Genomic DNA, 22608 nt, shown 5'->3' with positions numbered 1-22608 from the left:
TCCGGCAATTACCGCCTCCGTTATGCTTCGACCTTCTGCGACACTTCTTCCTCATCACGCTCTTCCAGCAAACCTTCATTTTGTGCCAGCATCGCCGTGGCAATACCGTTACCTAACACATTGATAGCGGAACGGCCCATGTCGAGAAAATGGTCGATACCCATCAGCAGCAAAATCCCGGCGACCGGAATATTGAAGCTCGGAATCGTTGCCGCCAGCACGACCAACGCGGAGCGCGGGACGCCGGCAATGCCTTTTGACGCCAGCATCAGCGTGAGCATCAGGACGCTGATCTCGGCAAACGACAGGTGGATATTGTAGGCCTGAGCGATAAACATCGAGGCAAAAGAGCAGTAGACCATTGAGCCGACCAGGTTGAAGGAGTAGCCAATGGGGAGCACGAAAGAGACGATGTTGCGCGAGCAGCCAAACGTTGTGAGTTGCTCCAGCGTTTTTGGATAGGCCGCTTCTGAACTGCTGGTGGTAAAGGCTACCAGCACCGGATCCTTGAGCATACTGACCAGGCGAAACACCTCTTTCTTCAGTACCAGATACCCCACCGCCAGCAATACCAGACAGGTCATCAGAATGGCAACGTAATAGCCGCCAATGAACGAGGCGTAGTTGAGCAAAATACCCAACCCTTCGGTGGCGATCACCGAGGAGATGGCGGCAAAAATCGCCAGCGGCGCGACGTACATCACGTAGCCGGTCACTTTCAGCATGATGTGGGACACCACGTCCAGCGCGGCTACCAGCGGGGCATTGAATTTTTCGCCCAGCGACGCGCCGCCAATCCCGAAAAACATTGAGAACACCACAATCTGCAAAATTTCGTTATTGGCCATCGCGCCGACAATGCTGGTGGGAATAGTATGCGACAGGAAGCCTTTCAGGCTCATTCCGCCTACGGCGAGGCCGGTATCGACCGCTTCTTTCGGGATAGCCAGATTGAGTCCGCTGCCGGGTTGTTCCAGGGTAACAATAAACAGGCCCACCAGAATGGAGAGGATGGAGGAGCTAATGAACCAGATCATCGCTTTGCCGCCTACACGCCCAATGGTGGACGTTTCGCCAAGACGCATAATGCCTACGGTCAGGGTGCTGAACACCAGAGGGGCGATGACCATTTTAATCAGACGTAAGAAGATGTCGGTGAGAAGCGTGATGTTATCCGACCAGGCGACAATAGCGCTTTCGGATGTATACGAGTGAATAACCGCACCTGACAGAATGCCTGCCAGCATGAAAATCACGATAAATATCGTGAGCTTATTTGCATTTGCCACTAAAAATCCCTCGGGCTGAATTTAACCATTTGTTATCAGCGATATATACGTTTTGTGTATTTAATGCCGCTGAATCATTTCTTACCTAACCTGGAGTAATCCGCCGAGGGTTACAACTATTTTTTATTATTTACTCATTTTGTTGTGTTCTAACGAGGGCGATTTTGTGAACTGGATCGCATAAGAAGGAATATATCCTCTCAAATAACGAGGAAAACAGAATGCTAACGATGTTAATCAATTGATACGTAAGTGCTTTCTTCGTCAATCGCCCGTTCGTAGGGGGAAGCCTGACGGCAGTGGTCGTTTTCTCATCCGTAAACTAAATTTCTGATTATCGGTTTGTTTTACAGGTCTGCATGACCTTTCTCGCCATGCGAGTCGTGACTTTCGTTAAACGTGGCGATTTTTCGGAGGTGTTTGATGAACAGATTATCCCGATTCCTGGGGATGGCTGGCATTTTCCTTCTGCCGCTGCCTTCAGCAATGGCGGTGACCAGCAGCGGGACGGTTGGGGCGACGTTGACCTTAACCAACGGTTGCCTGATCAATGGTTCGCCCAGTCAGAACGGTATTAACTTTGGTACGCTGGATTTCGGTACCCATCCTGCCACATTCTCGGAATTAACCACCCAGTTGACGGGGGCCGCAGGCGGAAACAGTTTTGGCATTCAGTGCACTACCACGGACTACACCGTGCAAATCACCGGCAATACCAACTCGTCGGCACCCGGTACCGTTGTCGGTACGCCGGGTACGCCAGCCCGTTACCTGGTGAATGCCGCCAATACTACCCAGGGCGTGGCCTACAGCCTCTACAGCGACAGCGGCTTTAACAACGTTATCAGTAATAACGCCCCAATACCGAAAGCCTCAACGACGGCCGGGGTCGACAACTACACGTTATACGGCCGGATCCAGGGCGGCGGAAATAGCGTCACCGTGGTGCCAGGTACTTACACCGATACGATTAACGTCAGCGTCATTTACTGATTCGCCCCCTGTCATGAGGATCCTCAGAGCGTGCTTCCCATGCGGAGGCGGGGGACGGCTACGCCTTTTTCTGGCGATGTTCGGTCTGGTCACGGTGCCGGTCATGGCCGTCACCACGCAGTCCTTCCAGCTAAACGCCACCATCACGCCGGGTTGCTCGGTGACAACCAGCAGCGGCGCAGCGCTGGGAACCCTGAACTTTGGCACCTATAGCGGTGTAGAAAACCGACGGGTGAGTGCGCAATTTGTTCCCAATGCCGCGCTGGTACTGGCCTGCACGCCGGGCGTGGCGCTGAGCATGACGATTGACAGCGGACGCAACTATACCTCGGTGCGCAATATGCAACGCTCGGGGGGAACGGAGCGGGTGGCCTATCGGCTCTACAGTTCGTCATCGCTGGCGGCGAACAGTGAGATTGGCGTGAATCAGCCGGTCTCCGTCGTCTACACCGACAGCAATAATATCGCGTTACCGCTGTTTGGCGCGGCAACGCTGACGGGGTTTAGCCCCGCAGGTAACTATTCAGATCAGCTTACGGTGACCCTGTCATGGTAGCGAAGGGAGAAGTGATATGCATGTGCGAGCGTCTTTGGGACTGCTGTTTGGCCTTACGGCAGCGCTGGTTTCAGCAGGGGCAAACAGTGCCGCAACGATCCTGTTGTGGCCTATAGATCCCTGGCTGGCGGCGGAGACCAACGCCACCGAATTGTGGATCCAGAATCAGGGCAATACCCCCACGACGATGCAGGTGCGAATTGTTCGCTGGCGACAGGATGAGGGGTTCGAACGCTACCAGCCGCAGCAGGATGTGGTTGCCAGCCCGCCAATTGTCCGTATTGATAAGGGCAGTAAACAGCTGATTCGTCTGATTAAGCAGTCAGCCGTTCCCGCCGGTGTTGAGCAGGCTTACCGTATTATCGTCGATGAGATCCCACAACCTGACGGCGGGGATAAACCGCAAATGGGGCTGAAGGTGCAAATGCGCTATTCACTGCCGCTGTTTGTCTACGGCCAGGGAATTCAGACCTGGCCGCAGGGGGAGCACCATGCGCGGGTGGATACCGCGAAACTGCACTGGCGAGTGGTGCGCGCCGACGGACAGCCCCAACTGGAAGTGCGTAATGACAACAATGTGCACGTCCGGTTAAGCAAAGTGATGTTGCGTCAGGGCGGTGCGCAGCACACGATGGCGCAAGGCTTGCTGGGGTACGTCCTGCCGGGCAGCACTCGTCGCTGGCCGCTTCCCGCCGGAGCCACCCATCCAAACAACGTTAGCGCGGCAATCAACGCACAGGGTGGCAAATGGTTGTCTGGTCCCGCCCACTAAGCGGCTTACTGATGACGACCTTTCTTATCACCAGCGGAATTTGTCGCGCGGAGTCGGGGGATGATGCGCTCCCGCCGCCGCCCGATGCCCGCGCTATCAATCAGCAAGCGGTTTTTCATCTGGCGCTGATCGTAAACCATTACGACACGCAGCGAGTGGTGCCGGTGATCCAGCGGGCGGGGGAGTTCTACGTTAGCCGAGACGATCTATTGCAGGCCGGGCTTCCCGCAGAACACCTTTCGCAGGGCGAGGTCAATGTTTCGCGCTTACCGCAGGTCACGACGCAATACGACAGTAGCGGGCAGCGCCTGCTGCTGAGCGTACCGCAGGACTGGCTACCCGAACGCGCAACGCCATTCGGCGGTGAAGCCAGAGTAAACGAGGCGCACAACGGCCGCGGAGCGCTGCTTAATTACGACTTCTACAGTAGCCACTCGCAAAACGGCGACAGCCAGGCCTCCATCTGGCACGAGTTGCGCTTTTTTAACGATGTGGGTTCGCTCTCGTCAACGGGCTACGTGCGGCACATTCTGGCCGGGGATGGCGAGCGGCAGGACGGATACGTGCGCTACGATACCGTGTTCACTGCGACCCATGAGGCAGATGCCACGCAATGGCGGGTGGGGGATGTGATAAGCGACGCCCTGAGCTGGAGCAACAGCGTGCGGGTGGGCGGTGTGTCGTGGGGACGCGACTTCTCGTTGCGTCCGGATCTGGTGACCTGGCCTTTGCCTGAATTTTCCGGTGAGGCGGCGGTGCCGACGGCGGTAGACCTGTTTATCAACGGTTATCGCGCCGGTTCAACGGAACTCCAGCCGGGGCCGTTTACCCTCACTAATTTGCCCTACATTAATGGTGCCGGCGACGCGGTGCTGGTGACCCGTGACGCGCTGGGTCGCCAGGTGAGTACGACTTTACCGTTTTATGTCGCCAGTAATTTGCTCAAAACAGGCGTCAGCGACGGGGCGGTCACGCTGGGCAGCCTGCGCCGCAATTACGGCATCGACAATTTTGATTACGGTCCGGCGGTCGGTAGCGCAAGCTACCGCTACGGGGTGAATGACTATCTGACGCTTGAGGGCCACGCCGAGGGAGCGGAAGAACTGGCGCTGGGCGGCATGGGTTCGTTGGTCAAGCTGGGCCGGCTTGGCGTAATCAATGGCGCCTGGACGGAAAGCCGGATGCGCGGTAATCACGGCAATCAGATTAACTGGGGCTATCAGTACAGCACCGCCGAATTTAGCGTGGCCACCCAGCACTCCCGTCGTGAGCGCGGTTTTGGCAATCTGGCGCTGTACGATCAGACCCCGCTGGTGGATAACGACAATCAACCGCTGGCCTCGTTAAGCCAGCGCAGCGATCAGTATTCGCTGACGTTCAACATGGGTGAGTTTGGCAATATCGGCGCGGCCTGGATTGGGATCCGCAGTTTTGACTCACAGAAAACAGAACTGCTGAATCTTTCCTGGAGCCGGAGCCTGTGGGGGAGTAGCAGTCTTTATCTGTCTGCCAGTCGCGACAATCAGCAGGGCGACTGGACGCTGGCGATGTCGGTGCAGATCCCGCTGGGCGAGCGGGACAGCGCGGCGGTGTCGATGGAGAAAACGCCGGATGCCGGTCAGACACAGCGCATTAATTACAATCACTCAATGCCGACTGACGGCGGGTTTAGCTGGAATCTGGCATGGGCGCGCCAGTCTCAGGCGCGGGATTATCAGCAGGCGACGCTGGGCTGGCGGAATCGAAATATCGAATTACAGGGCGGAACTTACGGCGAAAGCGACGCCATGACCTGGTGGGGTGAGGCGATGGGATCGCTGGTCTTCATGGAAAACCAACTGTTTGCCGCCAATAAAATCAACGATGCCTTTGTGGTGGTCAGCACCGGCGGGCACCCTGATGTCCCGGTCAATTACGAAAACCAGCCGGTTGGTCACACCAACGATCGGGGCTATTTGCTGATAAGCGGCGTCTCCGCCTACTACCCGGCGAGCTACAGCATTAACACGCTCAATCTGCCTGCCGATACCCGCCTGAAGGAGACCGAACGGAAAGTGGCGCTGCGTCGCCAGAGCGGATACCTGGTTGATTTCCCGATGGAACAGGAGCGGGTAGCAAGCGTCATTCTGCATGATGAAAACGGGTACGCGCTGCCGGTGGCAAGCCAGGTTATGCGCGATAACAAATCGCCCGCCGTGGTCGGTTACGACGGGATAGTCTGGCTGGAGAATCTCGACGCGGTGAATCCACTGCGTGTCGTCACGCCGGACGGCCTGCGCTGCGAAACCCGCTTTTCACTGACGGCCAATCCTGAACATAAGCTCCAGACCTACGGGCCGCTGGTCTGTCATCAGGGGGGCGGATGACTGGACGCGCGCTGCTGCTGTTGCTGGTACTGATGGCCGCGCCTGGAGCGTGGGCGGCCTGTACCGTGAACACCGTGGCGGGGGCGTTTGGCAGCGTCTCTTCGTTTACTGTCAACAGTATCGAGCAGGCGACCAGCGCCAATCTGCTGGTGCAATGTGATGTGGTGCTGGGGCTATTAAATAACGATACGGTGACATTGACGTATACCGGGGCAACGGTGTCGGCAGGCACCCGCGCCAGTCTCAAGCGCACGGACAATACCACGGTGACGGATGCGATCCCGGTTCGTCTGTGCGGTCTGTCCGGTTGCGCCAGCAACAGTGAGGTGGCCATCGGCAGCAGCTATACCTGGAGTGGGAGTACGCTGTTAGCGCTGTTAGGTTCCACACGCTTTACCCTGCCGCTCTTCTTTCGTACCAGCACCGGACAGAACGTCAGCGCCGGACCGTATCAGGTGACGCTCAATTTCAATGTTTATTACAACATCTGTCAGGTGGGGGCTCTGGGACTGTGCGTCACCACGCAAACCAATACGGTCGCGACCACAATGCAGCTTAACCTGACGGTGACCAATGACTGCATCACCATTAATGCACCGAATGTCAATTTCGGCAGCGCGCCGCTGGTGAAAAATTTCCCGGCGATCTCGCAGGCGGTCTCGATTACCTGCACTAAAGGCAGCAGCTACACGGTAGGGATTAATAATGGCAGTTACGCTAATGGCAACGTGCGCAATATGGCGAGCGGCAACAATCGCCTGAGTTACGAAATTTACAAAGCGAGCACCACCAACCGATGGGGCAGCGTCGGCACGGAGCGCTGGACCAGCAGCGCTTCATCCTCCACCAGCAGCGATGGTCTGCTGCGAACCTACAACTACACCGCCGTCGTGTTACCCAGCCAATCCACGCCTCCCGCCGGGACTTACACCGACACGGTGGTGGTGGATATCGCCTTCTGAGCTGGATTTCCCTTTCGCAAACGTAAAGTTCTTATCCTGGGTGCCGATAACGTTGATAACTCGTTTTCAGGAAGGTGCCTTATGTTTAACCGTATCCGCGTTGTCACAATGCTGATGATGGTGCTGGGGGTTTTCGCACTGCTACAGCTTGTATCTGGTGGTTTGCTGTTTTCGTCTTTGCAGCAGAATCAAAAAAGTTTTGTTATTTCTAACGATCTACGCCAACAGCAAAGTGAACTGACCTCGACATGGGATCTGATGCTGCAAACGCGTATCAACCTCAGCCGTTCATCAGCACGCATGATGATGGATGCGAACAACCAGCAGAGCAGCGCAAAAACTGACTTGTTGAAGGGCGCGAAAGCGTCGCTCGCCCAGGCGGCGGAGCATTACGGCAGGTTTAAATCGTTTGCCCCTCTGCCGGAAATGGCGGAGGTCAGCAGCGATGTGGACGAAAAATACCAGAAATATTTTGCCGGTTTAACTGAACTGGTGCAGTTCCTTGAAAACGGCAACATGGATGCATTTTTCGCACAGCCCACGCAGGGCATGCAAAACGGCCTCGGCGACGCGAAGAGCAAATACGCCAGCGTCAGCGAAAAACTCTATCTCCAGGCGTTTGATGAAAGCGCGCGCGATTACCAGTTTGCGAAGTGGCAACTCGCCATCCTGGCGGTGGTGCTGGTGCTGATCCTGGTGGTGGTGTGGTACGGCATTCGTCAAACGCTGCTCAACCCGCTTGCCCGGGTCATCGCTCATATTCGTGAAATCGCAGGCGGAAACCTGACCAATACCCTGACCTTCGCCGGACGTAATGAGATTGGTGAACTGGCCAGCAGCGTCGATCACATGCAGCGCTCGCTGGTGGAGACCGTGACGCAGGTGCGCGAAGGATCGGATGCTATTTACTCCGGCACGACGGAAATTGCCACCGGCAACACCGATCTCTCATCGCGAACCGAGCAACAGGCGTCGGCGCTGGAAGAAACGGCTGCCAGCATGGAAGAGTTGACCGCGACGGTGAAACAGAACGCCGACAATGCCCGTCAGGCGTCGCAACTGGCGCAGAGCGCGTCGGAAACCGCGCAGCACGGCGGCAAAGTCGTGGATAACGTCGTCAAAACGATGCACGAAATTGCCGGCAGCTCGAAGAAGATTGCCGACATCATCAGCGTCATCGACGGTATTGCTTTCCAGACCAATATCCTGGCGCTGAACGCGGCGGTGGAAGCCGCGCGGGCAGGCGAGCAGGGGCGTGGGTTTGCGGTGGTGGCGGGCGAAGTACGTAACCTGGCCAGTCGCAGTGCGCAGGCGGCAAAAGAGATCAAAGCGCTGATTGAAGATTCTGTTTCGCGCGTGGATACCGGCTCCGTGCTGGTCGAGAGCGCGGGCGAGACCATGAACGATATCGTCAATGCGGTGACCCGCGTGACCGACATTATGGGCGAAATCGCCTCGGCCTCAGATGAACAAAGTCGTGGCATCGATCAGGTGGCGCTGGCGGTTTCTGAAATGGACCGCGTGACGCAGCAAAACGCCTCGCTGGTGCAGGAATCTGCTGCCGCTGCCGCCGCGCTGGAAGAACAGGCCAGCCGTCTGACGATGGCGGTGTCTGCATTTCGTCTTGCCGCGCGTCCCTTCGCGGTAAAAACCAAAGAAGAACGGACTTCTGCGGACGTGTCACGCACGGCGCAGAAGCCCTCGTTAAGCATGGAGCATGATACTAACTGGGAAACATTTTGACCGAACTTTAACACTGCGGCCGTTGCCGCCTGATGGGAGCGTTGATGTTTAATCGTATTCGAATCTCGACCACGCTGTTTTTGATTTTGATCCTCTGTGGTGTATTGCAGATCGGCAGTAATGGCTTGTCTTTCTGGGCATTTCGGGACGGTTTTCAGAGCCTGAATCAGGTCGAGCAGAGTAATCAGCAACGCGCGGCGCTGGCACAAACGCGCGCCGTTTTATTACAGGCGAGTACCGCCCTGAACAAGGCCGGGACGTTAACAGCACTGAGCTATCCGCCCGATGACATCAAAAGTCTGATGGTTATCGCGCGCGAAAGTCTGGCGCAATCCGGCACGCTGTTTAACAGCTTCAGGGCGATAGAGGTGAATACCCAGGAGGGGAAAGCCTTGCAGGACGCAACGGAGAAAAGCTTCACCCAGTGGCACAGCGATCTGGAGCATCAGGCCACCTGGCTTGAGAACAACCAGCTGTCAGACTTTCTGACCGCGCCAGTGCAGGCGTCGCAGGACGCCTTTGACGTTAATTTTAACGCCTGGCAGCAGAACATTAATCATGTGCTGGTGGTGGCGGGGCAACAGAGCAAGAACAACTATCACATGTCGGCGGCGATCTTTATCAGCATGGTGATTATTGCTGCACTGTTAACCACCGGGGCGCTGTTCTGGTCACGCAAAATGATCGTCCAGCCGCTGGCGATTATCGGCAGTCATTTTGACAGCATTGCCGACGGTAACCTGGCGCGTCCGATCGCGGTCTACGGGCGTAATGAGATTTCGGCGATCTTCGCCAGCCTGAAGGCGATGCAACAGGCGCTGCGGGAAACCGTCAGCGACGTGCGTCAGGGCAGTCTGGCGATGCATACCGGGATTTCCGAAATTGCGATGGGCAATAACGATCTCTCCTCACGCACCGAGCAGCAGGCGGCGTCGCTGGCACAGACGGCGGCCAGCATGGAGCAGTTGACCGCCACCGTCGGTCAGAACGCCGACAACGCGCGTCAGGCTTCAGTGCTTGCAAAAAGCGCGGCCGACACCGCGAAAACCGGTGGCGATCAGGCCACGAACGTCGCCAGTACGATGCAGGCGATTGCCGCCAGTTCGCAAAAGATTGGCGACATCATCGGGGTGATCGACGGCATTGCCTTCCAGACCAATATTCTGGCGCTGAACGCGGCGGTTGAAGCGGCGCGGGCCGGTGAGCAAGGGCGTGGATTTGCCGTGGTTGCCGGAGAGGTGCGCAACCTGGCGAGCCGCAGCGCTCAGGCAGCGAAAGAGATTAAAGGGTTGATTGAAGAGTCGGTGAATCGCGTCCACCAGGGATCGCAACTCGTCAATACCGCTGCACACACCATGACGGAAATCGTGAGCTCGGTAACGCGGGTCAACGACATCATGGGCGAGATTGCCTCGGCGTCAGACGAACAGCGCAGAGGGATTGAACAGGTGGCGCAGGCGGTCACGCAGATGGACCAGGTGACGCAGCAGAACGCCGCGCTGGTGGAAGAAGCCGCCGCGGCTACCGACCAACTCGCGCATCAGGCCGACTCGCTGTCAGCCCGCGTGGCGGTTTTCAAACTGGAAGAACACGTAGTAACACACCAAGAATCGGCACCGCTGCAGGCTGTGCCCGTTGTATCCTGAATGTGATTGAGAAGGCGCTATGACATCATCTCTGCCCAACGGGCAAACGTCATTATTGTTACAGATGACCCAGCGCCTTGCGCTGTCTGACGCGCACTTTCGTCGGATATGTCAATTAATCTACCAGCGCGCGGGGATCGTGCTGGCGGACCACAAGCGGGATATGGTTTATAACCGCCTGGTTCGTCGACTGCGTACGCTGGGGCTGGATGATTTTGGCGACTATCTCAGCGTGCTGGAAGCCAATCAAAGCAGCGCAGAGTGGCAGGCTTTTATCAACTCGTTGACCACCAACCTGACAGCCTTCTTCCGCGAAGGGCACCACTTTCCAGTATTAGCGGAAAGTGCCCGTCGCCACAGCGGCGAATATCGGGTCTGGAGCGCCGCGGCATCGACCGGTGAAGAGCCATACAGTATCGCCATTACGCTGGCTGATACGCTGGGTACGGCACCGGGACGCTGGAAGGTGTTTGCCAGCGATATCGACACCGAAGTGCTGGAAAAGGCCCGCAGCGGGATCTATCGGCTGGACGAACTGAAGACCCTGTCGCCGCAGCAGCTACAGCGCTATTTCATGCGCGGAACGGGCCCGCATGATGGGCTGGTGCGCGTGCGTCAGGAACTGGCAAGCCACGTCGAGTTTTCCGTGATTAACCTGCTTGATAAGCAGTACAACGTGCCGGGGCCGTTTGACGCTATTTTTTGTCGCAATGTAATGATCTATTTCGATAAAACGACGCAGCAGGACATCCTGCGCCGTTTTGTCCCTCTCCTTAAGCCTGATGGTCTGCTGTTTGCCGGGCATTCAGAGAACTTTAGTAACCTCGTGCGCGACTTTAGCCTGCGCGGGCAAACGGTTTATGCGCTAAGTAAGGGTAAAGCATGAGTAAAATCAGGGTGTTGTCGGTCGATGATTCTGCATTGATGCGCCAAATCATGACTGAAATTATTAATAGCCATAGCGATATGGAGATGGTGGCAACCGCGCCGGATCCACTCGTCGCCCGAGACTTAATCAAGAAATATAACCCTGACGTGTTGACGCTGGACGTCGAAATGCCGCGGATGGACGGCCTTGATTTTCTTGAAAAGCTGATGCGACTGCGTCCGATGCCGGTGGTGATGGTGTCATCGCTGACGGGGAAAGGGTCGGAAGTGACGCTGCGGGCGCTGGAACTGGGGGCGATTGATTTTGTCACTAAGCCGCAGTTGGGGATCCGTGAAGGGATGCTGGCCTACAGCGAGATGATTGCGGAGAAAGTGCGTACGGCGTCGCGGGCGCGTCTGACGGCCCATAAACCGCTCGAGGCTCCGGTGACCTTAAAAGCGGGTCCGCTGCTCAGCTCGGAAAAGCTGATTGCGATTGGCGCTTCAACGGGCGGCACCGAGGCCATTCGCCATGTGCTGCAACCGCTGCCGCTCTCCAGTCCGGCGGTCATTATTACGCAGCATATGCCGCCAGGCTTTACCCGCTCGTTCGCCGAGCGTCTGAACAAACTGTGTCAGATAGCCGTGAAAGAGGCGGAGGACGGCGAGCGCGTTCTGCCGGGGCATGCCTACATTGCGCCGGGCGACAAGCATATGGAGCTGTCGCGCAGCGGGGCAAACTATCAAATCAAAATTCATGACGGTCCGCCGGTTAACCGGCACCGACCGTCGGTGGATGTGCTGTTTCATTCGGTAGCGATTCATGCGGGGCGCAACGCCGTCGGAGTGATCCTGACGGGAATGGGCAACGACGGCGCTGCCGGAATGTTAGCGATGCACCAGGCGGGTGCCTGGACGATTGCGCAAAATGAAGCAAGTTGTGTGGTGTTCGGCATGCCGCGCGAAGCCATCAATATGGGTGGCGTCAGCGAAGTGGTCGATCTTAGTCAGGTAAGCCAGCAGATGCTGGCGAAAATCAGTGCCGGACAGGCAATACGTATTTGAATCAGGAGTAATTTTTTATGGCGGATAAAGAGCTTAAATTTTTGGTTGTGGATGACTTTTCCACCATGCGCCGCATCGTGCGTAACCTGCTTAAGGAGCTGGGATTTAACAACGTGGAAGAGGCCGAAGATGGCGCCGATGCGTTGAATAAACTGCAGGCAGGTGGGTTTGGCTTTGTGATTTCCGACTGGAACATGCCGAACATCGACGGTCTCGAGTTGCTGAAAACTATCCGCGCGGACGGTGGGATGTCCTCACTGCCGGTGCTGATGGTGACGGCAGAAGCGAAGAAAGAGAACATTATCGCCGCAGCGCAGGCCGGTGCCAGCGGCTACGTGGTGAAACCGTTCACTGCGGCGACGCTGGAAGAAAAGCTCAATAAAATCTTTGAGAAACTGGGCATGTAAGGGGCTGACCATGATGCAACCATCGATTAAACCCGTAGATGAACATTCTGCCGGGGATATCATTGCCCGCATTGGTAGCCTGACCCGTATGCTGCGTGACAGTCTGCGCGAACTGGGACTGGATCAGGCCATTGCCGAAGCGGCAGAAGCCATTCCCGATGCCCGCGATCGTCTGGACTATGTGGTACAGATGACCGCGCAGGCGGCTGAACGCGCCCTGAACAGCGTTGAGGCCTCCCAGCCGCATCAGGACGAAATGGAGAAAGGGGCGAAGGCGCTGAGCAAGCGTTGGGACGAGTGGTTCGAAAACCCGATTGAGCTCTCAGACGCCCGCGAACTGGTGACGGATACGCGCAAATACCTCGGTGATGTGCCTGGACATACCAGTTTCACCAACGCGCAATTGCTCGACATCATGATGGCGCAGGATTTCCAGGATCTGACCGGTCAGGTGATCAAGCGCATGATGGATGTGATTCAGGAAATTGAACGTCAGCTGCTGATGGTGCTGCTGGAAAACATTCCGGAGCAGGGCGCTCGGCCTAAACGCGAAAGCGAGAGCCTGTTGAATGGGCCGCAGGTTGATACCAGTAAAGCCGGTGTGGTCGCCAGCCAGGACCAGGTGGATGACTTGCTGGATAGCTTAGGGTTCTAAATTGCCGGTTCAGAGATGGCCCTTAGGGGGCATCTCTGAGAGCGGACGACGCTATTTAATGTCCATTTTCACGGTAACATTGCCTTCAAATTTGCCCGCGGCAGGTTTGCTGCTGGTGGTGGCGACCGGGGCGGCAGTCATCTGAATGTGACCATCGCCATTGCTGTCGAGCACAATGGGGAAGTCCTTCGTTCCATCCAGCGGTACGTCATGATCGTCGCTGTCGTACATCCGTACGCCAATATCATCGCGCCCAATCATTTTGGCAATTAATCCATCCGTATCACTCACGCCCTGATCCGCCGTCAGGGTCAGTTTGATCTTATCGCTATTGCTGACTGCAGTGCTGTCGCAGTGAAATTTGATATCCACATCGCGCAGGGCGAATCCTGTGGGAGGCTTACCCTTCGTGGTGAAATTACTGTTGGCCAGGGTATTGAAGTCGACATTGATGACGCTACCCGCGTTTATCGTACAGCTTAGCGGGGCGCTAATGGCCCCGGAGATGTACATCAGCGACGCGGTATCAGCATATGAGAAGTTACAGCCCCCCGTCGAGCTGGATAATATGCACACGTGAGTCGTCATGATTAGCTGAGAAGGAATGATTTCTTTCCCGAAGATGGGGGCTGCGATATACAACGAGGCGGTGATCTTGTTCCAGTTGAATTCGCGCTGAGGCGTTCCAGCGACAGGGCTCACCGCACATAGTGTTTGTGTCGCCTCGTCATTGGTGCCCTCATTTATGCTGGTGGTTGGGGCGGCTTGCGGGTAGGTGTCGAGAACCGTCACTACGGTGCTTCCTGCCACGGTATCACCGAAGGCGGAGATCTGAATATCGATGTTATCCGTAAGTTTGCCGTATTTGGCTATTCTTCCGCCAGTCAGAGGCGTGGTTCTGTAACTGTAGATTTTTTCTTTTGTGGAGGCTGTGACACTTGGGCAGCTTCCACACTGCGCCGGATGCGAAACGGCAGGGAAGACAAAGCTTGTTGCCGCCGAAATTTTATTACCGGCTTTATTATCGTCCGGAGTGAGATCGTAATTCAGCGTGACATTAACCTCACCCTTTACCGGGAAACAGTTATCCAGATAGGTGGCCGCGCTGACCTGACAGGCGAGGGGGAGTCCTGACAATAGAAGCCATACCTTCAGACGGCTACTGCCGATACGCCTGGACTTACGATAGTGAGACAGGTTCATTTATCCACCTTCTTATTTGCATAGCGCCGTGATGCGCCTGATTCCGGAGACATCCGTTGCCTGACGTGTCTCTCCATCTGTGGTCAGCGTTGCAGTGCACGTATCGCTACCCTGATTCCCCCATTTGGCGTTGAGCGTGACGGTTTCATTGAGTCCGGCGAGATACACCATGCCCTGATCGTCGGCAATACCGCTGAGCAAACCGTCCCCGGAGGTCACCATCGTGCCAAAAGGCAGCGGTTTTCCTGACAATTGCACCAGCGTAATCAGCGCGCGATAGCCCCGACGGGCGCTAAAATGCGCTACCACAGCAGCGTTACGGGAAGGGACGACCGTTGCTGAGGTGTTATTGCTGTCGACATCATCCGGCAGCATTGTGGTGTCAACGTTGATATGATTTTCCTGATACGCAGAAAGCGAGGGAATGACCGCATTGCCAAACATGTCGGTACGAATACCGCGCTGATTTTGAAAAGCCACCCCCGCTGCGCCATCAGCATCGACAATGGCAAACTGGTTGCCCAGCGGTTGCGACAGCGTGACCCCATGAGGATGGACAACCAGCGCCCCATTGGCGCCGTAGCTGAGCTGGCGAGCTCCATCGGATGCGGTGTAATAACCGGCATTGAGTCTGCCGTATTGCGCATACCAGGTTCCGTATAGACTGCTGCTGTCCTGCGAACTCTGGTTACTGTGGCTTTGCAAAAGCGAATAGCTCAGGCTGTTATCGGCCAGCAGTGAGCCATTGAGCCCGACGTTTTGCGAGGTAGTGCCGTGCTGGTTGTTATTGAGACTGTAGGTCGCCCAACTGTTAGGCAGCCAGCGGCTTAGCGGCACCGTTAACCCCAGATAGAGCGAACGATCGTCTTCGCTGTTGCTGCTATGATCCCATGTGAGCGACAGGTTGTAGCTAATGCCCATCAGGTTATAACTCGCCCCTGCGGAGAGGGAACGATCGCTGCGGCTATTATCCCAATAATTTTGCTGATAGCCGTTGAGGTAAAGACTCCCGTTGCCCAGTGACTGGCTGATGTTAACCTGAAGTCGGTGACGTTTATGATCCAGAGTCTCGTCTGCCGAATCGGCTGTCTGCCATTGATTAGCTTCGGAGAAACTGTAATAACCTTTACTCGAGTAACGGTAGCCTGAAAAGGAAAAATGCGTATTGGTGGGAGTGATATCCGCAGAGTAAAGCACCCGCCATGACTGACCGCTGCTAACTCTGCCGGAGTCGAGTTCGGTTCGCGCCGCCGTGACATCCGTCGAGACTGCGCCAAGGGTACCAAGGCTGACGCCGACACCAGTGTTGATGGCGTTATAATTTTGCGCTGCGGTTATGCCGCCAAAGGCCGTTAGCCGGTTGGTTAAGCCATAAATAGCACTTCCCTGGACGAATTCAGGTTCTTTGTCGTTGCTGCCGTTGTCTGCCCGGTAGCGCCCGGCGGTCGCTTCGAAACGCAGGCGGGTCGGGCGCAGCATCAGCGCAATGCTGGAAAAAGGCTGGGTGGTGGTGCGTACGGAGCCATCCGCTTCCTGTACGCTAATTTCCAGATCGCCGCTGTTGGTGGAGGCGGCCAGATTGTTGATCTCAAAGGCACCCGGCGCCACGTTCTGTTGATAAAGGGTGTAGCCATTTTGTTTAACGGTCACCACGGCATTCGAGTAAGCCGTTCCACGAATGATCGGTGCATACCCTCTTTCGCTGTTTGGCAGCATTTCGTCGTCAGAAGCGATATTAATGCCGCTGAACTGAAGGCTATCAAATACCTCACCACGGGTACTACTCTCACCGGCGACAAACTGTGCTTTTAGCCACTGGACATCATGCTGAATCCAACTGGCAATGTTTTGCCAGCTCCGCTTATCGGCCGAATCCGACCAGGTGCCGTAATTACGCAACCGCCAGCCGCCAACGTTAGCGCCACTGTGCAGGTTCAGGTATTGACTGTCAGACTGACGCTGATTGTGTGCGAGATTGTCATGGCCGCTATAAGCGTAATCGGCGAACATTACCGGCACGCCTGCGTCCCAGCGGTAAGGGTCGATAGCGTCTGCGTTCACTGTTTGCACGGCGATCTGCGGAATGCTGAGATGCAGGTTTTGCTGTTGAAAGTCGAATGACGCGCTCGCCGCCGGAATATACGTACCGAGTGCGCTTTTCAACGGCGTGTCTTCAGGGGCTGCCGCCAGTGCAGGAAAGCTGTCAATGTTGATTCCCCATTCGCGCAACATCTTCGGCGTCAGAAGGGGAACCAGGCTACCATCCTCGGCGTTAATATACGTCAGCGTCCGATCCTGGATTTTGTTGTCATTAAGCAGAATATGCGAAGGGTAGTTACCCGCAAGCTGTGCCGCAGGGTTCGAGAATATAGCCAGATCCACCGCCTGTGGCGCGTTATCTCCCCCTTCCAGTGAGCCAGGCTGAAAATAAAATTCGCGCGCGTACAGCATGTGACAGCTCAGCAGTAATAAACCACCCAGACCGTGCAGGAGTGGCGTACAGGCACGGTGGCAGGAATGGCTAAATAACTGCACGCGGGTATTCATGATTTCAACGATGCGGTGAATTTTTCGGACGTTCCGCCGTAGTCATTGATACAGCGCCATGAAACGGTCTGTGCCGTCGCGTTTGCCCCCATTTCCAGCGTGACGCGGCTTTTAGGGGGAACCATATCCGCTGTGCGCAGTAAGGTGCTGCCGACGAACACGGAGTCAAAGACGCTGTAAAAATCGCTATGGTTCTCGATCTGGAGTTGATTGCCTGAGCGGCTGTACTGAAGCTGCCTGCAGCCATCTTCAGCGCTCCCGTTCAGACCCGAAGGGCGGAAGAACAACTTGATCTGCGTCTTGTAGATAAGGTGCAGGACGTTATTCTGTTCGCTTTGACGATCGCTGGCGGGAATCATTCTGACAACGAGATAGTAGAGTGATTCTTTATCTGTTACGGCTATGTTTTCAGTGCGTATGATCCGCAGGCTTTGTTCAGACTGTGGATTTAAACGAAACAGCGGTGGCGTAATAATAAAAGGCGCTCGTGTCTTATTGTCGGCATTCATCACCCATGACTGAACAAGCCAGGGAAGTTCCTTTTCCGAGTTAATCAGCGGAAGGGCTGCCTCTTTTTTATTAGCGTAATAGATAATACGCGTACGGCCAAGTTGAATTCCTCCTGCTTTTATCGTAGAAGAAAAAAGAAGACAGAATATTATTAACGGAGCAAATTGTGGTAATACGCGCATTTTATTCCTTCATAACATGACAGATAATAGCCTGCCGCTGTGCAGACTATTATCTGTTAATGAAAAGGGGGTCTAACGATACAGAATGTTGACTGTCATATCTGCTTTCGCATCGCCAGGGGTGATAGGCGTTGAATCATAGGATTCATAGCGGGCGAGCATGTTCAGGTTTATATCACTTGCTGTTGATGGTAGCGGAATCGACGTCTGACCATCCTTTCCGGTCATATCAAGATCGACGGTTGGGTCCGTTTCCGTACTCACCGAAATGCCAACGCCTGAAGCACCACCAGCAATCAGTGCCAGAAGTTCGTCATGTCCGCTAATGACGGTGCCTTTGAAGGTTAACTGAACGTGATCCAACCCGGTTGTTGCCAGCGGACAACCGGTCAGTGTAATGGTAAAGGGAGTATCATCAGATTTTGTCACGCCACCGGTAAAATAGCTGGGGGAATATGAACCAAGGTAGACGGTACTGTCTGTTCCACTATCCCCTGCAATTTTACAACTGGGATTAACAATTTCACCGGTAAAATGGATGGTACCCGCGTTGGTTTCATCGGCCCTGGCCACTGTAAAATTGAGCATTAACAGTGGCATTAACGTTAACATTATTTTTAGACGCATTACACTCTCCATGTTGGCTAATCGTCATTGCAATAATTAAATATCTGTTTCACTAATAAAATGAAAATAGAGACTACTGGATAGGTAAAATACTCCACTCCCTGAAAATTCGAAAGTATTAACAACGCTAATGAAATAGAAATAATATTTCAAAAATAAATGTCATGAAATTCATTATTGCTATAAATCATTGGATAAAAAATGTGAATAGTTTTCGTTGTTTTATTTATGCGTATGCATTGTCTTTTTGTTAATTTATGTTTGGTTATTGTTTTGTAATGCGGTTATTTCTGTTTCATTTTAAAAATGAAGTGTAATGCTCTGCGCAGTAGTCAATTATTAATTAATGTTCAGAGTCCAAAATAAGACTCAAAAAAACGATAACCACGTCACGATGCGACGCCCTTGCGCAAAACGGCTAAAAAAGCAGGGAATCACCCCTCTGTTCCTCGCATTGCTTTGCATCTGGAAGGGCAAAATGAGCCTATCGTAAATCATCACAGATGCAAGCCGTGGCGGACGAAAGCGAGAGCGACGACAAGACAGAAGCCCCCACCCCCCACCGACTTGAAAAAGCGCGGGAAGAAGGGCAGATACCCCGTTCCAGAGAACTGACGTCACTGCTGATTTTGCTGGTGGGCGTCTGCATTATCTGGATTGGCGGCGAGTCGCTGGCCAGACGGTTGTCGGGCATGTTGTCAGCGGGACTGCGCTTTGACCACAGCATGGTCAATGACCCCAATCTGATTCTCGGGCAAATCATACTGCTGATTAAAGAAGCGATGATCGCGCTATTGCCGCTGATCGCCGGCGTGGTGCTGGTGGCGCTGATCTCGCCGGTTCTGCTCGGTGGTCTGGTCTTTAGCGGTAAATCGCTGCAACCCAAATTTTCCAAGCTCAACCCACTGCCTGGCATCAAACGTATGTTCTCGGCGCAGACGGGGGCGGAGCTGCTGAAGGCGATTCTGAAATCCACGCTGGTGGGCAGCGTGACGGCGCTGTATCTGTGGCACAACTGGCCGGAGATGATGCGTTTGATGGCGGAGTCACCGCGTACGGCGATGGGCAACGCGATGGATCTCGTCGGGCTGTGTGCGCTGCTGGTCGTGTTGGGCGTGATCCCGATGGTCGGATTCGACGTGATTTTCCAGATCATGAGCCATCTGAAAAAATTGCGCATGTCACGCCAGGACATCCGCGACGAATTTAAACAGAACGAAGGCGACCCTCACGTGAAAGGACGTATCCGGCAGATGCAGCGCCAGGCGGCGAGTCGACGCATGATGAGCGACGTCCCCAATGCCGATGTCATCGTTACCAACCCGACGCACTATTCGGTGGCGCTTCAGTACGACGAGAACAAGATGAGCGCGCCGAAAGTGGTGGCGAAAGGGGCTGGACTTGTGGCGTTACGTATTCGTGAGATCGGTGCCGAGAACAAAATTCCCACGCTTGAAGCGCCGCCGCTGGCGCGTGCGCTTTATCGTCATGCTGAGATTGGTCAGCAGATCCCGGGGCAACTGTACGCCGCCGTCGCGGAAGTGCTGGCCTGGGTCTGGCAGCTTAAACGCTGGCGACTCGCCGGTGGGGAACGTCCACCACAACCTGCAAATCTTCCGGTGCCTGAAGCTCTGGATTTTATGAACGAGAAGACTACTGATGGCTAATCTGGTCGCGATGCTGCGCCTGCCCAACAACATAAAAAACACGCAGTGGCAGATCCTTGCCGGGCCGATCCTCATCCTGCTGATCCTGTCGATGATGGTCCTGCCGCTGCCGGCGTTCATCCTTGACCTGCTGTTTACCTTTAACATCGCGCTGTCGATCATGGTGCTGCTGGTGGCGATGTTCACCCAGCGTACGCTGGAGTTTGCCGCGTTTCCGACCATTCTGCTGTTTACTACGCTGCTGCGTCTGGCGCTGAACGTGGCCTCCACCCGTATCATTTTGATGGAAGGGCACACCGGCGCGGCGGCAGCGGGGAAGGTGGTTGAAGCGTTCGGCCACTTCCTGGTCGGTGGCAACTTCGCCATCGGTATCGTGGTGTTCGTTATCCTCGTCATCATCAACTTCATGGTCATCACCAAAGGTGCCGGGCGTATCGCCGAAGTGGGCGCGCGCTTTGTCCTTGACGGAATGCCGGGTAAACAGATGGCGATTGACGCTGACCTTAACGCCGGTCTTATCGGCGAAGATGAAGCGAAAAAACGTCGTTCTGAAGTGACCCAGGAAGCCGACTTCTACGGGTCGATGGACGGTGCGAGTAAGTTTGTTCGCGGTGATGCTATCGCCGGTATTCTGATTATGGTGATCAACGTCGTGGGCGGTCTGCTGGTGGGCGTGCTGCAACACGGTATGTCCATGGGGCATGCTGCGGAAAGCTATACCCTGCTGACTATCGGTGATGGTCTGGTGGCGCAGATCCCGGCGCTGGTGATCTCAACGGCGGCGGGCGTCATCGTCACCCGCGTCAGTACCGATCAGGACGTTGGCGAGCAGATGGTCGGGCAACTGTTCAGTAACCCCAGGGTGATGTTGCTCAGTGCCGCGGTACTGGGTTTGCTGGGTCTGGTACCGGGGATGCCGAACCTCGTCTTCCTGATGTTTACCGCCGCGCTGCTGGGACTTGCCTGGTGGATCCGGGGTCGTGAACAGAAGGCGCCTGCCGAGCCGCAGCCAACTAAAGTTCCGGAAAATAATTCGGTGGTGGAAGCCACCTGGAACGATGTGCAACTGGAAGACTCGCTTGGCATGGAAGTGGGCTATCGTCTGATCCCGATGGTCGATTTTCAGCAGGATGGCGAACTGTTGGGGCGTATCCGCAGTATTCGTAAAAAGTTCGCCCAGGACATGGGCTTTTTGCCGCCGGTAGTGCACATCCGCGACAATATGGATCTCCAGCCAGCGCATTACCGCATTCTGATGAAAGGCGTTGAGATTGGCAGCGGCGACGCCTATCCGGGACGCTGGCTGGCGATCAACCCTGGTACCGCGGCCGGCACGTTACCGGGCGAGCAGACGGTTGATCCGGCATTTGGCCTGGACGCTATCTGGATCGAAAGCGCGCTAAAAGAACAGGCGCAGATTCAGGGCTTTACCGTGGTGGAGGCCAGTACCGTGGTCGCCACCCATCTGAACCACCTGATCGGTCAGTATGCGTCTGAACTGTTCGGTCGCCAGGAAGCGCAGCAACTGTTGGATCGCGTGTCACAGGAGATGCCGAAGCTGACCGAAGATTTGGTGCCTGGCGTGGTAACCATGACCACGCTGCATAAAGTGCTGCAGAATCTGCTGGACGAAAAAGTGCCGATTCGCGATATGCGTACCATTCTGGAAACGCTGGCAGAACATGCACCGTTGCAGAGCGATCCGCATGAACTCACTGCGGTGGTTCGCGTGGCGCTGGGCCGCGCCATTACTCAGCAGTGGTTCCCGGGTAACCATGAAGTCAGTGTGATTGGCCTCGACACCGCGCTGGAACGTCTGCTGTTGCAGGCGCTACAGGGCGGCGGTGGACTGGAGCCGGGTCTTGCCGACCGTCTGTTGGCGCAAACCCAGGAGGCGCTGTCTCGTCAGGAGATGTTGGGCGCGCCACCGGTGCTGTTGGTTAACCATGCGTTGCGTCCATTGCTGTCACGCTTCCTGCGCCGCAGCCTGCCGCAATTGGTGGTGCTGTCGAACATGGAGTTGTCCGATAACCGTAACATCCGCATGACGGCGACTATTGGAGGTAAATAATGCGCAAACTCTTTTGGTTGCTACTCTTCCCGCTGACGTTACAGGCTGCTGGGGAAGGAGCGTGGCAGGCCAGCAGCATCGGTATTACTCTGAATCATCGTGGTGTGTCAGCGTCGTCGGCACCGCTTTCATCCAGCCAGCCCGTCTCGGGTCTGATGACGCTGGTCGCCTGGCGTTATGAGCTGAATGGCCCGACGCCTGCTGGCTTACGGGTGCGCTTATGCTCGCAATCCCGCTGCGTGGAGATAGAGGGACAGAGCGGCACAACGATGGCATTTAGCAATGTGCCCGCCGTTGAACCGCTGCGTTTCATCTGGGAAGTTCCCGGCGGCGGTCGTTTAATTCCCGCATTAAAAGTCCAGAGCAATCAGGTGATTGTGAACTATCAATAACGGTTATTCTCCTCATCAGGCAGCGGACTGAATTGCTGCCTGACTCGCATTTTTGGCCTCACCTTTTGATCTAAAAGAAACGCTGTTT

Annotated in this window: 19 protein-coding genes; 14 read left to right on the top strand and 5 right to left on the bottom strand. The window is 55.4% G+C overall.

The genetic code is table 11. The features are described 5' to 3' along the window. Window positions 1–20 precede the first annotated feature (20 nt). On the bottom strand, window positions 21–1289 hold the full coding sequence (locus ACERJC_RS08915) for a dicarboxylate/amino acid:cation symporter (RefSeq protein ID WP_373671484.1): 1269 nt from the start codon (window positions 1287–1289) through the stop codon (window positions 21–23). 423 nt (window positions 1290–1712) lie between these two features. Between ACERJC_RS08915 and ACERJC_RS08910 the strand changes: the two genes are divergently transcribed. From ACERJC_RS08910 to cheZ, 11 genes are all read left to right on the top strand, one after another. Continuing rightward, window positions 1713–2282 carry a Csu type fimbrial protein gene (locus ACERJC_RS08910; protein ID WP_178823069.1) on the top strand — a complete coding sequence of 190 codons (570 nt, stop codon included), beginning with the start codon at window positions 1713–1715 and terminating at the stop codon, window positions 2280–2282. Between the two features lie 76 nt (window positions 2283–2358). Next, window positions 2359–2838: a Csu type fimbrial protein gene (locus tag ACERJC_RS08905; protein ID WP_178823068.1), complete on the top strand. Its 480-nt coding sequence runs from the start codon at window positions 2359–2361 to the stop codon at window positions 2836–2838. Window positions 2839–2854: 16 nt separating this feature from the next. Further along, the gene (locus ACERJC_RS08900) at window positions 2855–3610 is read left to right on the top strand and encodes a fimbrial biogenesis chaperone (protein WP_152404054.1); all 756 of its coding nucleotides are present in this window, start codon (window positions 2855–2857) and stop codon (window positions 3608–3610) included. Between the two features lie 11 nt (window positions 3611–3621). Beyond that, window positions 3622–5976, top strand: a complete 2355-nt coding sequence (locus ACERJC_RS08895; RefSeq protein WP_373671693.1) for a fimbria/pilus outer membrane usher protein — start codon at window positions 3622–3624, stop codon at window positions 5974–5976. Next, window positions 5973–6938: a Csu type fimbrial protein gene (locus tag ACERJC_RS08890; RefSeq protein ID WP_373671483.1), complete on the top strand. Its 966-nt coding sequence runs from the start codon at window positions 5973–5975 to the stop codon at window positions 6936–6938. The genes ACERJC_RS08895 and ACERJC_RS08890 overlap by 4 nt, the downstream gene beginning before the upstream one ends. 81 nt (window positions 6939–7019) lie before the next feature. Then, the gene (gene tar, locus ACERJC_RS08885; protein ID WP_152404060.1) at window positions 7020–8681 is read left to right on the top strand and encodes a methyl-accepting chemotaxis protein II; all 1662 of its coding nucleotides are present in this window, start codon (window positions 7020–7022) and stop codon (window positions 8679–8681) included. 44 nt (window positions 8682–8725) lie between these two features. Beyond that, window positions 8726–10327 carry a methyl-accepting chemotaxis protein IV gene (gene tap, locus ACERJC_RS08880; RefSeq protein WP_371894918.1) on the top strand — a complete coding sequence of 534 codons (1602 nt, stop codon included), beginning with the start codon at window positions 8726–8728 and terminating at the stop codon, window positions 10325–10327. Between the two features lie 19 nt (window positions 10328–10346). After that, the gene (gene cheR, locus ACERJC_RS08875; protein WP_042318377.1) at window positions 10347–11213 is read left to right on the top strand and encodes a protein-glutamate O-methyltransferase CheR; all 867 of its coding nucleotides are present in this window, start codon (window positions 10347–10349) and stop codon (window positions 11211–11213) included. Then, window positions 11210–12259, top strand: coding sequence for a protein-glutamate methylesterase/protein glutamine deamidase (gene cheB / locus ACERJC_RS08870; protein WP_152404065.1), 1050 nt, complete (start codon window positions 11210–11212; stop codon window positions 12257–12259). Before cheR ends, cheB begins: the two co-directional genes overlap by 4 nt. A 17-nt stretch (window positions 12260–12276) precedes the next feature. Continuing rightward, window positions 12277–12666: a chemotaxis response regulator CheY gene (gene cheY / locus ACERJC_RS08865; RefSeq protein ID WP_042318379.1), complete on the top strand. Its 390-nt coding sequence runs from the start codon at window positions 12277–12279 to the stop codon at window positions 12664–12666. Between the two features lie 10 nt (window positions 12667–12676). Next, complete coding sequence (cheZ, locus tag ACERJC_RS08860) at window positions 12677–13321, top strand: protein phosphatase CheZ (protein WP_152404067.1); 645 nt, start codon at window positions 12677–12679, stop codon at window positions 13319–13321. Between the two features lie 51 nt (window positions 13322–13372). Here the strand turns inward: cheZ and ACERJC_RS08855 are convergent, their stop codons facing one another. From ACERJC_RS08855 to ACERJC_RS08840, 4 genes are all read right to left on the bottom strand, one after another. After that, on the bottom strand, window positions 13373–14524 hold the full coding sequence (locus ACERJC_RS08855) for a fimbrial protein (protein WP_373671482.1): 1152 nt from the start codon (window positions 14522–14524) through the stop codon (window positions 13373–13375). 12 nt (window positions 14525–14536) lie between these two features. After that, complete coding sequence (locus tag ACERJC_RS08850; RefSeq protein WP_373671481.1) at window positions 14537–17071, bottom strand: fimbria/pilus outer membrane usher protein; 2535 nt, start codon at window positions 17069–17071, stop codon at window positions 14537–14539. Beyond that, the gene (locus tag ACERJC_RS08845) at window positions 17068–17763 is read right to left on the bottom strand and encodes a fimbrial biogenesis chaperone (RefSeq protein WP_373671480.1); all 696 of its coding nucleotides are present in this window, start codon (window positions 17761–17763) and stop codon (window positions 17068–17070) included. The genes ACERJC_RS08850 and ACERJC_RS08845 overlap by 4 nt, the downstream gene beginning before the upstream one ends. Window positions 17764–17835: 72 nt before the next feature. Beyond that, window positions 17836–18390: a fimbrial protein gene (locus ACERJC_RS08840; protein ID WP_178824123.1), complete on the bottom strand. Its 555-nt coding sequence runs from the start codon at window positions 18388–18390 to the stop codon at window positions 17836–17838. A gap of 512 nt (window positions 18391–18902) precedes the next feature. Between ACERJC_RS08840 and flhB the strand changes: the two genes are divergently transcribed. From flhB to flhE, 3 genes are read left to right on the top strand one after another with little or no spacing between them, the layout of a single operon-like run. Then, on the top strand, window positions 18903–20057 hold the full coding sequence (gene flhB / locus ACERJC_RS08835; RefSeq protein WP_373671479.1) for a flagellar biosynthesis protein FlhB: 1155 nt from the start codon (window positions 18903–18905) through the stop codon (window positions 20055–20057). After that, window positions 20050–22128 (top strand): flagellar biosynthesis protein FlhA, encoded by a 2079-nt coding sequence (gene flhA, locus ACERJC_RS08830; protein ID WP_373671478.1) that lies wholly within the window; start codon window positions 20050–20052, stop codon window positions 22126–22128. Before flhB ends, flhA begins: the two co-directional genes overlap by 8 nt. Next, window positions 22128–22520, top strand: a complete 393-nt coding sequence (gene flhE, locus ACERJC_RS08825) for a flagellar protein FlhE (protein ID WP_152404074.1) — start codon at window positions 22128–22130, stop codon at window positions 22518–22520. Before flhA ends, flhE begins: the two co-directional genes overlap by 1 nt. Window positions 22521–22608: the final 88 nt, after the last annotated feature.

This window comes from Citrobacter telavivensis (genome assembly GCF_041807075.1).
Lineage (GTDB): Bacteria > Pseudomonadota > Gammaproteobacteria > Enterobacterales > Enterobacteriaceae > Citrobacter_A > Citrobacter_A telavivensis.
This window is presented reverse-complemented; position numbering and strand designations above follow the sequence as displayed.

Excerpts from the sequence above, each read along its gene's own strand:
- ACERJC_RS08855 (WP_373671482.1), bottom strand. The coding sequence starts at position 14,524 with ATGAACCTGTCTCACTATCGTAAGTCCAGGCGTATCGGCAGTAGCCGT.
- ACERJC_RS08845 (WP_373671480.1), bottom strand. The coding sequence starts at position 17,763 with ATGCGCGTATTACCACAATTTGCTCCGTTAATAATATTCTGTCTTCTT.
- ACERJC_RS08840 (WP_178824123.1), bottom strand. The coding sequence starts at position 18,390 with ATGCGTCTAAAAATAATGTTAACGTTAATGCCACTGTTAATGCTCAAT.
- cheZ (WP_152404067.1), top strand. The coding sequence starts at position 12,677 with ATGATGCAACCATCGATTAAACCCGTAGATGAACATTCTGCCGGGGAT.
- cheB (WP_152404065.1), top strand. The coding sequence starts at position 11,210 with ATGAGTAAAATCAGGGTGTTGTCGGTCGATGATTCTGCATTGATGCGC.
- ACERJC_RS08890 (WP_373671483.1), top strand. The coding sequence starts at position 5,973 with ATGACTGGACGCGCGCTGCTGCTGTTGCTGGTACTGATGGCCGCGCCT.
- ACERJC_RS08850 (WP_373671481.1), bottom strand. The coding sequence starts at position 17,071 with ATGAATACCCGCGTGCAGTTATTTAGCCATTCCTGCCACCGTGCCTGT.
- cheY (WP_042318379.1), top strand. The coding sequence starts at position 12,277 with ATGGCGGATAAAGAGCTTAAATTTTTGGTTGTGGATGACTTTTCCACC.
- ACERJC_RS08910 (WP_178823069.1), top strand. The coding sequence starts at position 1,713 with ATGAACAGATTATCCCGATTCCTGGGGATGGCTGGCATTTTCCTTCTG.
- ACERJC_RS08900 (WP_152404054.1), top strand. The coding sequence starts at position 2,855 with ATGCATGTGCGAGCGTCTTTGGGACTGCTGTTTGGCCTTACGGCAGCG.
- flhA (WP_373671478.1), top strand. The coding sequence starts at position 20,050 with ATGGCTAATCTGGTCGCGATGCTGCGCCTGCCCAACAACATAAAAAAC.
- ACERJC_RS08905 (WP_178823068.1), top strand. The coding sequence starts at position 2,359 with ATGTTCGGTCTGGTCACGGTGCCGGTCATGGCCGTCACCACGCAGTCC.
- tar (WP_152404060.1), top strand. The coding sequence starts at position 7,020 with ATGTTTAACCGTATCCGCGTTGTCACAATGCTGATGATGGTGCTGGGG.
- ACERJC_RS08895 (WP_373671693.1), top strand. The coding sequence starts at position 3,622 with ATGACGACCTTTCTTATCACCAGCGGAATTTGTCGCGCGGAGTCGGGG.
- flhE (WP_152404074.1), top strand. The coding sequence starts at position 22,128 with ATGCGCAAACTCTTTTGGTTGCTACTCTTCCCGCTGACGTTACAGGCT.
- cheR (WP_042318377.1), top strand. The coding sequence starts at position 10,347 with ATGACATCATCTCTGCCCAACGGGCAAACGTCATTATTGTTACAGATG.
- tap (WP_371894918.1), top strand. The coding sequence starts at position 8,726 with ATGTTTAATCGTATTCGAATCTCGACCACGCTGTTTTTGATTTTGATC.